Origin of the sequence: Streptacidiphilus monticola, from assembly GCF_042658505.1 — a bacterium.
In the GTDB taxonomy this organism is placed as follows: domain Bacteria; phylum Actinomycetota; class Actinomycetes; order Streptomycetales; family Streptomycetaceae; genus Streptacidiphilus; species Streptacidiphilus monticola.
On the sequence record NZ_JBHSQJ010000036.1, the window covers coordinates 1 to 11923 of the forward strand.

Below are 11923 nucleotides of genomic sequence, written 5' to 3' on the forward strand. Positions count from 1 at the left end.
TGCGGCTCCGCCCGGAGGCGCAGCCCCCAGGGGCGCGGGCCTGCAGTCAAGTGCGGCTCCGGGGCGCGGGGCTCCACTCATGTGCGGCTCCGCCGCGCAGTTCCCCGCGCCCCTGGAGGCGGCGCCGCCTGGAGGCTGCGCCTCTGGGCGGCTACGCCGCCTACGGCCGCTTGGCGGCGACGACGGCGTCGAAGACGTCGCGCTTGCGGATGCCGAGTTCCGCGGCGACAGCCGCGATCGCTTCCTTGCGGGGCTGCCCCGCGGCCTCGCGGGAAGCGACCAGCGCGGCGAGGTCCGCGGGCTCGTGCGCCTCCGGCTCCGCCGGATCCGCGCCGGCGACCACCACGGTGATCTCTCCGCGCACGCCGTCCTTCGCCCACACCGCCAGCTCGCCCAGCTCGCCCCGCTTGACCTCCTCGTACGTCTTCGTCAGCTCCCGGCAGACCGCCCCGGCGCGGCCTGGTCCGAACGCCTCCGCCATCGCCGCGAGCGAGTCGTCGATGCGGTGCGGGGACTCGAAGAAGACCATCGTCCGTGGCTCCGTCGCCAACTCCCGCAGACGGGAGGCGCGTTCACCGGCCTTGCGGGGCAGGAAGCCCTCGAAGCAGAAGCGGTCCACCGGCAGGCCGGACAGCGCCAGCGCCGTCAGCACCGCCGAGGGACCGGGCACGGCGGTGATCCGCAGGCCCTCCTCGACCGCAGCCGCGACCAGCCGGTAGCCGGGGTCTGAGACGGACGGCATGCCCGCGTCCGTGACCAGCAGCACCCGGGCGCCGCCGCGCAGCGCCTCGACGAGCTCGGGGGTACGGCCGACCTCGTTGCCCTCGAAGTAGGAGACCACCCGCCCCGTCGGAGCCACTCCGAGCGCCTGCGCCAGTCGCCGCAGCCGACGCGTGTCCTCGGCGGCGATGACGTCCGCCTCGGCGAGCTCGCGGGCGAGTCGCGGCGGGGCGTCCTCGACGTCGCCGATGGGGGTTCCGGCCAGAATGAGGAGTCCTGTCACGATTCACATCCTCCCAGTTCCCGCCGTCCCCGCTGACAACTGCTGGCACGGACAGGCTCCGCCCCTACGATGCATGGCGTGAGCGGAGACACGGCGGGTTCGCCCGAGACGACAGGCACCACCCTGACGGTGGCGCGTCCGGAAGCGCTGGGCGCGAGCCCGGCCGGACGGCCGCTGAGCGCGTGGGCGCGCACGCTGGCGCGTCTCGGCTACCGCGAGCCGGCGCGCACTCCGTTGCGCGAGCGGCTGGTGCCGCCCATGCCGGACGGCCCCGGCCACACGCCGGGTCCGCAGTCACCGGCCCTGGGTCGCCTGGGGCTGCGCCTTCCTGACGCCCTGTGGGATTTCTCCGCCCGCTGGGCGGGCTGGATCGGCCCGCTGGTGATCACGCTCTTCTCCGGGCTGACCATCTTCTGGAAGCTGGGCACCCCGAACGCGATCATCTTCGACGAGACCTACTACGCCAAGGACTCCTGGGCGCTCTGGCACTACGGCTACGAGGTCAACTGGCCCGACCACGCCAACGACCAGATCCTGGCGACCCCGCAGACCATCCCCACCCCCTCCGGCGCGGCGTTCATTGCGCACCCGCCGGCCGGCAAGTGGGTCATCGGCCTGGGCGAGCAGCTCTTCGGCCTGAACCCGGTGGGCTGGCGGTTCATGGTCGCGGTGCTGGGCACCCTGGCCGTGCTGATGGTCTGCCGGATCGGGCGCCGCCTCTTCCGCTCCACGCTGGCCGGCTGCCTGGCCGGCCTGCTCATGGCCGTGGACGGCATGCACCTCGTGATGAGCCGGACCGGACTGCTCGACCAGATGGTGATGTTCTGGTCGCTGTGCGGCTTCGGCCTGCTGCTGATCGACCGGGACCGGGCGCGGTCCCGGCTCGCGGACGCGGTCGGCGCCACCGCGGACCACCCGGACGCCCGCCCGGACCACGCCCTGGCCACCCGGGCGTGGCTGGGCCTGCGCCCGTTCCGGCTGCTGGCCGGGATCTGCCTGGGCCTGGCGGCGGCCACCAAGTGGAACGGCGCCCCGGTCGTCGTCGGCTTCGCGCTGATGTCCGTGCTGTGGGACATCTCCGCCCGGCGGGCTGCAGGTTCCCGCACGCCGATCCGCTCGGCGCTGCTGCGCGACGGGCTGCTGGGCGCGGTGGCGGTGGTCGGCGGCGCCTTCGCCAGCTACCTGGCGAGCTGGTCGGGCTGGATGGCGACCAGCGGCGGCTACGACCGCCAGTGGGCGGCGCACCGGGCCGGGCTCTCCCTGGACCACGTCCTCGGGATCCCGCTGCCCCAGGTCGACATGACCTGGGTGCCCGACGTCCTGCGCAGCCTGTGGCACTACCACGCGGAGATGTGGCAGTTCAACACCACGCTGCACAGCCCGCACACCTACATGTCCAACCCCTGGGGCTGGCTGCTCAACAGCAGGCCGGTCTCCTACTACTACGAGTCGCCGATGCGCGGGCACTCCGGCTGCCAGGTGGCCCAGTGCTCCAGCGAGGTGCTCGGCATCGGCACCCCGCTGCTGTGGTGGACCGCGTGCTTCGCGCTGCTGTACGCGCTCTACCGCTGGATCCTGCGCCGCGACTGGCGCGCGGGCGCGATCCTGTGCGGGGTCGCCGCGCTGTACCTGCCGTGGTTCCAGCACCAGGACCGGACGATCTTCCTCTTCTACACCGTCGCCTTCGAGCCGTACCTGGTGCTGGCGGTGGCCATGATGCTCACCGCGATGATCGGAAAACACCGCCCCGGCTCGGACCGGCGGCTGCTGGGCACGATCGGGGCGGCGCTGATCCTGCTGGCCATCATGGGGAACTTCCTTTATTTCCTGCCTTTGTGGGACGCACAGGTGATTCCGTACAACGAATGGCGTTCCCGGATGTGGTGGCCGACGTGGATCTGACTTTCGGATAACGGTTTGCCGGAAAACATCGTGCGCTCAGGGAATGCACACGTACGATCCGGCGCATGAACAACGCTGCGAAGGTCGGCATAGCCGGCGTCTGTACGGCTCTGCTCGCCATGGGGGGATTCGGCGCGTACAACATCGTCCACGGTCTCACCGGCAGCACGTCCCCGGCCGCGCACGCCACGGCGCGCTCGACGGCCCCGCCGTCCGCGGACAAGGCGGTGAAGCTGGCGCAGGCCTTCCTGGACAGCTGGGCCCAACTGCACTTCGACGGGGCCGGCTCGGACACCGACGCCCCGGACACGGCCTCGGCGCGGATGAAGGACGTCGCGGACTCGCTGAAGCTGACCAAGCTGGCCTTCAGCCAGGTCGCGGCGGCCGGCCCCACGACGGTGCTGGTGCAAAACGACGCCACCAAGGTCACCTTCCAGGCCACGGCGCAGGTCGCGGGCGGCAGTTGGACGTACGACGGCTCGCTCTCGGTGATCCAGAGCGTCGGCGGGCAGGCCTCGGTGCACTGGGCCAGCAGCGTGCTCTACCCGGGCCTGAGGGACGACCAGAACCTGACGGCCGGTCAACTGCCCCCCGGGGCGAGCACGGCCAAGGTCGTCGCGAGCGACGGGAAGACGGACCTGTCCCGGTTCCCCTCCCTCACCGACATCGCCGCGACGATCCGCCAGCACGGCGGCGAAGGCAGCGGCGGCTCCGGCGGTACCGGCGTGGCGGTGGTGGACAGCGGCGGGGACGCGGTGAAGACCCTGAAGGTCTTCACGACGGGCAAGGCCCCGGTGATCCGCACCACCATCGACGCGGCCCGGCAGACCGTGGCCGAACGAGCCGTCAAGGACCCGGCCATCCAGGGGAAGCCGGCCGGCGTCGTGGCTCTGGACTGGCGCACCGGACACATCCTGGCGATCGCCTGGACGGGGAGCGACGGCAACATCGCCATCAACGGCATCAAGGCGCCCGGCTCGACGATGAAGATCATCACCTCCGCCGCGCTCTTCGACAAGGCCGGTCTCACCCCCGGCAGTTCGGCCCCCTGCAACGACTCCCAGCTCGCCAACGGCCAGATCTTCCACAACGACCCGGGTGTCAAGGCCGACCCGGGATCGACGATCGCCCAGGCGTTCACGGTGTCCTGCAACACCTCGTTCATCAAGGACGGGTTCGGCTATCTGGTGAACCACCAGGACGCCTCCGCCCTCAACGACGAGGCGACCCAGGTCTTCGGTATGGGCAGCTGGTCCATCGGCGGCGGCGTGGCGACCACCGATCCGAAGATCCCCACCGATGTCCAGGGCGGAGACCAGGCAGCGCAGTTCATCGGCCAGGGCAAGGTCAGCGCCACACCTCTGTTCATGGCCTCCGTCGCCGCGACCGTGCGCAACGGGGGGTTCGAGCAGCCCATCATCCTGCCCGGGCAGCACCAGGACAGCGCGCCCCGGCAGATCTCCTCCCGCACGGCCGGCTACCTGCGCACGATGATGCGCAGCGTGGCCACCAGCGGCACAGCCGCGCCCCGGCTGAGCGGACTCCCCCGGGTGGGCGCCAAGACCGGCACCGCGGAGGAGGGGGACCACACCAACGGCTGGCTCACCGCCTACAACGACGACATCGCCGTCGCCGCGCTGGTCGAGGGCGGCAGCTCGGGCGTCGACTCGGCCGGATACGTCGTCCGGCACCTGCTGACCGGGAACTGACCTCCCGTCAGCAGCCCGGGCTCAGGCGTAGATCTCGTGCAGGTTGTCGCGCGGGGCCGGGTGGTGCAGCGCTGCCGGGCCCTGGGCGAAGGCGCGGAGCAGGTTCTCCGTCACCCGCGTGACGAACCGTCCGGTCCGGACGTCCATCCCGTGGTCGCCGCCGTCGTCGTGGGTACCGGCCATCAGGGCCTCGACCCAGCGCATCGTGCCGACCGCGAAGACGCCCGCCCCGCTGCGGGCCGTGTAGTACGCGGTGTCGCTGTGGCTGTGGTTCCCGTTGCAGACGAGGGGTGAGTGCGCCAGCACCTCGATCGGCCGCGGGGTGGGCGCGCTCGGGGTGACCCGGTCGTACTCGACGCCGACCAGGTGCTTGAAGCTGTCGCCCGCCTTCACGCCCGTCCCCGCGAAGAGCCAGTGGTCGGCGTTGTGGACGACGTAGGGCGCGTCGGTCGGGTAGCCCTCGTAGAACACGCCGGTGAGCGAGGACTCCGGGTCGGGGGCCGGGCCGGAGCGGAAGTCGGTCGTGGTGAGCGCCCGGTCGTGCCAGTAGGCGGGGTCGTCGCGGTAGTCCGTCTTGTAGCAGACGACGGTCCGCCCGCCGTCCTCGAAGCGGACCCGACGGAAGCAGGTGTTCGCGCCCAGGAAGGCGACGTTGCTGCCGGTGTCCCGGGCTTTGGCGACGGCCGCGCGCTGCTGGGGGCTCCAGTACTCGTCGTGCCCCGGGGACAGCAGGGCCACCGCCCCCTGCAGGATCGACGGATCGGCGTGCACGTCGATGCCGGTCGTGTAGGCCAGCGGGATGCCGAGCCGCTCCGCGAGGACGACCAGGGCGCGTTCGTAGACGAGGAACTTCTCCGCGCCGCTGTCGGGGTAGGGCCGGTCGAAGGAGACGGCGAGGGCGCGGCTCGCGTAGGCGCCGTTCTGGCCCTGGTAGAGGCTGTAGCCGCCCCAGGTGTTGTAGGCCTGCCAGGTCGCGGCGCCGTGCATGATCAGCGTCTTGCCGCGGGCGGAGGAGGACCGCAGGATCAGCGGGACGAAGCGCTGGCCCTGGCCGCCGACGGCGTCGAGGCGCAGCAGGTACGCCCCGGCGGGCCAGGAGCCCGTGCTGAGGGTGAGGCTCGGCTTCCAGTGCGCCCGGACGGTGCGGGTCCTTCCCTCGACCTTCGGCGCCGCCTGACGCTGCCCCGGCTGCGCTTCGGAGCGCCAGACGAGGCGGGCCTGCGTGCCGCCGTACCAGCCGACGCGGTAGGCGGAGACCGTGAACTTCGGTGCGGTGGTGGACACATGGAGGACGACATCCTCGCCGGGGAGGGCGCTGACCCGGTCGGTGTAGCCCTGGATCGCCTCCTCCGGTCCGGTGCGGCGGATCCGCCAGGTGGGATCGCCGGGGAGGTCGTTCTCCGCCTGGACGGAGGAGGCGGCCGTCCCAGCCGCCGCACCGTGCGGGCTCGCCGCCTGGGAGGCGGGCTTGGCTCCGCCGTCGTCGCAGGCGCTCAGCCCGAGCGCGGCCCCCGCCGCGCCCACGGCCCCCGCTGCCAGCACGCTCCTCCGGCGCGGGCCGCGCGGCGATTCCTGCCCGTCGTTCGGACTCTCGTTCGGGACGTTCTCCACCCGAAACATTGTGAGGGGTCTTCACAAGAGCTGTGCAAGGAGGAACGCCCGCCCGGGTCCCCGCCCGGGAGCTGCCCCGGCCGCCGACAGCGGCTCGGTCGCGGGGCGCCAGGGCGGCGCAGACGCGCGCGATGCGCGCCGCCGGACCGGAACCGTTCCAGGACGCCGCCCTGCCACCGGGATGGCACGGCCGCCGGAGCGATGGCGGCAGGCGCGCCCTGCAGGGGCCGCCTGCGACTGACCACAACACCCGGCAGGGGAATCGGAGCGGAGGCGGGCAGCAGCCACCCCAGATGCTCCCCACTCTCCCTGGTGCCGTGTCCGGACTCGGGCGCGCCCGACAACGCAACGAGGAGCCGTGCCGGGCGCCGCAACACGGCGGACCGATCCGACAGGGCACTGCGCGCCGCACGGCACACCCCAGGGACCGGGGCAGCTCCCCGGCCGCGTGGCCCACAGGCGGTGAACTGCCGCAAGACTGAGCCCCGTTGGCGCGCCACAGCGCACCGGCCGACATCCCTGGCCGGCCGCGACCGCCCTGACGCTCCCTCAACCCCTCGTCGTGTGGAGGCGTTCCCGGAGGTGGGCCAGGCGGGGCCAGAGCCAGAGGAGGGCGGGGAGTTCGAGGTAGCCGAAGCGGCCGGCCGGGGCCAGCAGGAAGGCGAGGGCGACGCCGAGAGCGAGGCGGTCGCAGGCCTGCCGGGTGGTGCGCGGCGGGCGCGCGATCAGCCAGGCGACGAGGACCACAGCGCTGATGCCGAGCAGCACGAAGGACGCCGCCCGCCCCGCCGGGCCCAGCTCGGCCAGCAGGTGCCCGGGCAGGGGGCTGTTGGCGGGGGTGTGCACGCGCGAGAGCCCGAGCGGGAAGCGGACCACCTGCTCCAGCATCGCCCGCGAGTCGAACCAGGCGAACGGCGCCACCAGCGCCCCGCCCACCGCCACCACGGCCGCCGCGCAGCGGGCCGCCGGGCGGCGGCCGTGGCTGCGACACAGCAGCAGCAGCGCGATCGGGATGGCCGGCCAGGCCGTCCACTTCAGGGCGCAGACCAGGCCCAGCACCACGCCCGTCCACACTCCGCGCCCGCGTCCGGCCAGGGCCAGGGCGAGGACCAGACCGCCGACCATGGGCAGGTCCACGCCGCTCACCGCCGCCGGCAGGGCCACCAGCGGGGACGCGGTGATCAGGGCAAGCGCGACCACCAGGCTGCCGCCCGCGCCCGGCTCCCGCGCGGCCACCCGCCGGAGCCGCTCCCGAAGCGGGGCGCCGCGCGTCGTCAGATACCAGGCGGCCACCAGCGAGCCGAGGAAGCTGAGCAGGAACCAGATCCGGGCGTCACCGAGCACCCCGGGCAGGAACGCGTGGGGCAGGCCGAACAGGGTCATGCCGGGGAGGTACGGGGTGTAGCCCGTCCAGCCGTGCGGGTTCGGCAGGTAGGGGCTGCCGGTGGCGAGCAGCCGCGTCGCCGAGTCCTGCACCACCCGGACCTCCGACTGCGCCCAGCCGTGGGCGATCAGCACGCCGAAGGGCACCGCGACCGCGCCGAGCAGCGCGAGCGCGGAGACCGTGCGCGGTACCCGGTGCCGGGGCAGCAGCACCGCGGCGGAGGCCGCGAGCAGGTAGCCGACGCCCGCCGTCAGGCCCCAGCTGCGCTGTGGCGCGAGCGTGGACACCAGGGGGAAGGACAGCGCCCAGGCCGCCGAGAGCAGGCAGCCCAGCACCCATGGCCACCGGCCGCCCGCGAAGGCGGCGAGCCGGGGGAACCGGCTCCCGCCTGGGGTTTCGTCCACGTCGGCGAGGATCTGACTCGTCGTCACATCGGACCAGCCTAGGAACCCGGCCGGGGGTTTGTCGTCGTACCACGGTCTGGACCCGCATCCCTCCTCAGAGGGGTGCCTCCCCGCCGGCCAGGCCGTTCTCGTAGGCGAAGACCACCGCCTGGGTGCGGTCGCGCAGTTCCAGCTTGGCCAGGATCCGGCCGACGTGGGTCTTGATGGTCTGTTCGGAGAGGAACAGCTCCTCGGCGATCTCGGAGTTCGACAGACCCCGGGCCACCTGACGGAGGACGTCCAGCTCACGGGCCGTCAGCGCGGACACCGCTTCGGGCCGCAGGGAGCCGGCCTTGCGACGGCGGGCCACGTCCTCGATCAGACGGCGTGTCACGGAGGGCGCGAGCAGCGCCTGTCCGTCGGCGATGACACGGACGGCGTTGATCAGGTCCCGGGCGGGGGCGTCCTTGAGCAGGAAGCCGCTGGCTCCGTGGGCGAGCGCCTCGTAGACGTACTCGTCGAGGTCGAAGGTGGTCAGGATGAGCACCCGGGTGGTCAGCTCCTCACCCTCCGCATGGCTGCCGATGATGCGTCCGGTGGCGGTGAGGCCGTCCATGCCGGGCATGCGGATGTCCATCACCACGACGTCGGGCGTGAGCTCGCGGGCGAGCTGGACGGCGCGCAGGCCGTCCCCGGCCTCACCGACCAGCTCGATGTCGGGAGCGGAGGACAGCAGCGCGCCGAGGCCGTCGCGGACCATCTCCTGGTCGTCCACCAGCAGCACGCGGATCGTCCGGCTGTCCGTGGTCATCGCTACCGCCCGTCCGTCGCCCGCTCCGCCTGCTCGGCCTGCTCCGCGGCCGATTCTCCCAGCGGCAGTTCCGCGGCGACGACGAAACCCCCGCGTTCGCCGGGCGCGGCGTGCAGCGTGCCGCCGAGCAGGGCGGCCCGTTCGCGCATGCCGGTCAGGCCGTGGCCGCCGTTGCCGCCGGGGGTGACGGTCTGTCCGTTGGTCTGCCCGTCGTCGGCGACGACCACCCGGACGGCGTCGCTCGTGCGGACCACCTCGATCTCCACCCGGGCCCCGGGGGCGTGGCGTCCGGCGTTGGACAGGGCCTCCTGGACGATCCGGTACACGGAGACGTCGACCACGGTGGGCGGGCGTTCGGGCAGGCCGGTCAGGGTGAGGTCGACCTGCATGCCGGCCTGCCGGGCCGCGCGGACCATGTCCGGGATGGAGTCGATGCCGGGCTGCGGCGCCCGCTCGACGTCCGCGTCGTCCTCCCGGAGCAGGCCGATGACCCGGCGCATCTCGGTCAGCGCGGTGGTGGACGCCTCGCGGATCGCGGCGAAGGTGGCCAGGGTCCGCTCGGGGAGGCCGGGTTCCTTGTAGGGGGCGGCCTCGGCCTGGATGGCGATCATGGACATGTGGTGGGCCACGACGTCGTGCAGCTCGCGGGCGATCCGGGACCGCTCCTCCAGCACGGCCTGCCGGGCCAGCCCGGCCCGCCGCTGCTGCTCGGCCTGCTCGAGGTGCCGCTCGGCCTCGCGGCGGGAGTGGATCGCCTCACCGAGCACGAGCACGAGCGTGACCGCGACGGCGGCGATGGCGAGCACGACGGGCGGCAGTCCGACCAGCGGTATGGCGGGCAGCAGCACCAGCCCGGCCGTGAGCACGTCCACGCCGACGGCGATGTCCCGCCCGTAGCGCTGCGCGGTGAGGAAGAGCAGCACGAGGAACGCCACGCAGCCGCCCACCGGCCACGGCCAGAACGGGGTGGGGGCGTGCCCGACCTCGGCGAAGGTGGTCAGACTGAGCCCGATCCCGGACATCCGCCAGCCCGCGAGCGGGCGGGAGGTGGCGAGCAGCAGCGGGAACACGGCGAGGGCGGCCAGCGCCCAGGCCATGCTGCCCGGAACCAGCTGGTTCAACTGGTAGTTGGCGCTGACGGCCATGCCCCCGACCGCTGCCAGCGCCAGCACGAGGGCGACGATCCGCAGTCGCGGCGAGAGCCGCGACAGCACGGCGACGGGCCGGTCGGGCGCCGCCCAGGCGGCGTCGCGCAGGATCCGCAGGAAGCGGACGACGCGCGTCAGCGCGCCGAGCAGCGCTCGGCGCAGGGCCCGGAACATGGCGTCGTACATGGTCCTTGAACTATCCCATCCGGGATGACGGATAGCCGACAGATTCCGCGCGGAGCGGCCGCCCGTAGCGTCGGTGGTGTCAGCGAGCACGCACCACGACCAGCACCCACCAGGACCAAGGGAGTGAACCGAGATGAGCGCGTACGCCCTCGCCCGTGTCGAGTCCGTCGAGTTCGGCCCGGACATCGTCGAGTACCTGCAGCGCATCGACGCGACGCTGGAGCCGTACGGCGGCCGCTTCCTGGTGCACGGCGGCGAGCCCGAGGTGCGGGAGGGCGGCTGGGGCCGCGATCTGATCATCATCGAGTTCCCGGACCTCGCGCGGGCGCGGGGCTGGTACGACTCCCCGGAGTACCAGGAGATCCTGCCCCTGCGCACCAAGCACATGGTCGCCGACGTCATCCTCGCCCAGGGCGTCCCCCAGGGTTACCGGGGCGCGGACGCCCTCAAGCACTGAGCGCCCCGCCAGGAGGCGCAGCCTCCAGGGGCGCGAGGAACTGCGCGAGCAACACACCACCCGCGGAGGTCCGTCCCCGATCAACGGGTCGAACCTCCGCGGGTCGTGGGCTGGTCGCGCAGTTCCTCGCGCCCCTCGCGGCTGCGCCGCTCCGGGCTCAGTCTTCGAGGCGCTGGAGGCCCAACAGGACTCCGAGCAGGCCGGCCTGATCAGGCGTCAGGCGGCCGACCGCGTCGACCATCGTCAGGGGTGGCGCGTCCGTGGGGTCCGGGGGCGCTGCCCCCGCCTCCGCCGCTGCGTTCACCTCGGGCTCCGTCGACGCCATGCTTCCCTCCCGAACGGCTGTTCCGCCCGGAGGCTACGCCCTCCGTACCCCCGCCGTCACCCCGGGTCAGCGGGGCGCGGGCTCAACGCGCCAGCGCCTTGTCCAGTTCGGCGCGCGTCGGCAGCGACGGCTGTGCCCCGGGCAGGGTGGTGGACAGGGCCGCCGCCGTGTTCGCGGCGCGCACCGCCTCGTGCAGGGGCTCGCCCTCCGCCAGCCGCACGGCCAGCGCGCCGCAGAACGCGTCGCCCGCCGCCGTGGTGTCCACGGGGGTGACCGGGTGTGCCGGGACCAGCAGGACCGCACCGTCCTCGCACAGCAGTGCGCCGTCCTGACCCAGCGTCACCACCACCGCGGCCGGGCCGCGCAGCGTGCGGGCCGCGTCGGCCACCGCGTGCAGGTCGGGCAGCGCCTGCCCCACCAGCACGGCCAGCTCCTCCCGGTTGGGCACCAGCACGTCCACCATGTGCAGCACGGACTCGGCCAGTTCCCGGGCCGGGGCCGGGTTGAGCAGCACCGTTCCGCCGGCCAGCCGGACGGCCGCCTCGACGGTCTCCGGCAGCACCTCCTGCTGGAGCAGGGTGATCCGCGCGTCCCGGAGCAGCGTGCCCTCGAAGGCCACGTGCTCGGGGTGGAGCACGCTGTTGGCGCCCGGGCTGACGATGATCGAGTTCTCGCCGGTCAGCTCGTCCACCGCGATCATCGCCCGGCCCGTCGGGGCCTCGTCCGTCGCCCGGACCCGGGAGGCGTCCACCCCCTCGCGGGCCAGCGCGGACCGCAGCCGCTCGCCCGCCGCGTCGGTGCCGACCCGGCCGACCATGGCCACCCGGCCGCCCAGGCGGGCCGCGGCGACGGCCTGGTTGGCGCCCTTGCCGCCCGGGTGCTCGGCGAGGTCGCCGCCCAGCACCGTCTCGCCCGGCACCGGGTGGTGCGGCACGGGCACCACCAGGTCCAGGTTGAGGCTGCCGACGACGGCGATGTCCACAGAGCTGTCAGCCATGGGCCTA

Annotated in this window: 10 protein-coding genes; 3 read left to right on the forward strand and 7 right to left on the reverse strand. The window is 73.3% G+C overall.

Translation table 11 applies throughout. From position 1 onward, the window contains the following. Nucleotides 1-160: 160 nt before the first annotated feature. On the reverse strand, nt 161-1003 hold the full coding sequence (rsmI, locus tag ACFP3V_RS10175) for a 16S rRNA (cytidine(1402)-2'-O)-methyltransferase (RefSeq protein WP_380582162.1): 843 nt from the start codon (nt 1001-1003) through the stop codon (nt 161-163). A gap of 69 nt (nt 1004-1072) precedes the next feature. Here rsmI and ACFP3V_RS10180 point away from each other — a divergent pair, with 69 nt between their 5' ends. Continuing rightward, nucleotides 1073-2905: a dolichyl-phosphate-mannose--protein mannosyltransferase gene (locus ACFP3V_RS10180; RefSeq protein WP_380582164.1), complete on the forward strand. Its 1833-nt coding sequence runs from the start codon at nt 1073-1075 to the stop codon at nt 2903-2905. A 65-nt stretch (nt 2906-2970) separates the two neighbouring features. Next, complete coding sequence (locus tag ACFP3V_RS10185) at nt 2971-4614, forward strand: penicillin-binding transpeptidase domain-containing protein (protein ID WP_380582166.1); 1644 nt, start codon at nt 2971-2973, stop codon at nt 4612-4614. A 21-nt stretch (nt 4615-4635) separates the two neighbouring features. Here the strand turns inward: ACFP3V_RS10185 and ACFP3V_RS10190 are convergent, their stop codons facing one another. The 4 genes from ACFP3V_RS10190 to ACFP3V_RS10205 form a co-directional block, all read right to left on the reverse strand. Next, the gene (locus ACFP3V_RS10190; RefSeq protein ID WP_380582168.1) at nt 4636-6225 is read right to left on the reverse strand and encodes a N,N-dimethylformamidase beta subunit family domain-containing protein; all 1590 of its coding nucleotides are present in this window, start codon (nt 6223-6225) and stop codon (nt 4636-4638) included. Nucleotides 6226-6774: 549 nt separating this feature from the next. Beyond that, the gene (locus ACFP3V_RS10195) at nt 6775-8040 is read right to left on the reverse strand and encodes a glycosyltransferase 87 family protein (RefSeq protein ID WP_380582170.1); all 1266 of its coding nucleotides are present in this window, start codon (nt 8038-8040) and stop codon (nt 6775-6777) included. A 67-nt stretch (nt 8041-8107) separates the two neighbouring features. After that, a complete protein-coding gene (locus ACFP3V_RS10200; RefSeq protein WP_380582172.1) occupies nt 8108-8803 on the reverse strand; it encodes a response regulator in 696 nt (231 codons plus the stop codon). Nucleotides 8804-8805: 2 nt separating this feature from the next. Next, on the reverse strand, nt 8806-10137 hold the full coding sequence (locus ACFP3V_RS10205) for a sensor histidine kinase (RefSeq protein WP_380582175.1): 1332 nt from the start codon (nt 10135-10137) through the stop codon (nt 8806-8808). A gap of 133 nt (nt 10138-10270) precedes the next feature. Here ACFP3V_RS10205 and ACFP3V_RS10210 point away from each other — a divergent pair, with 133 nt between their 5' ends. Next, nucleotides 10271-10594, forward strand: a complete 324-nt coding sequence (locus tag ACFP3V_RS10210; protein ID WP_380582177.1) for a DUF1330 domain-containing protein — start codon at nt 10271-10273, stop codon at nt 10592-10594. Nucleotides 10595-10751: 157 nt separating this feature from the next. On the opposite strand, the gene ACFP3V_RS10215 is transcribed toward ACFP3V_RS10210, so the two are convergent. Together ACFP3V_RS10215 and rbsK are read right to left on the reverse strand one after the other, a co-directional pair. After that, entirely contained in the window at nt 10752-10919 is a 168-nt protein-coding gene (locus ACFP3V_RS10215; protein ID WP_380582179.1) for a hypothetical protein, read from the reverse strand. A gap of 82 nt (nt 10920-11001) precedes the next feature. Next, a complete protein-coding gene (gene rbsK / locus ACFP3V_RS10220) occupies nt 11002-11916 on the reverse strand; it encodes a ribokinase (protein WP_380582181.1) in 915 nt (304 codons plus the stop codon). Nucleotides 11917-11923 lie beyond the last annotated feature (7 nt).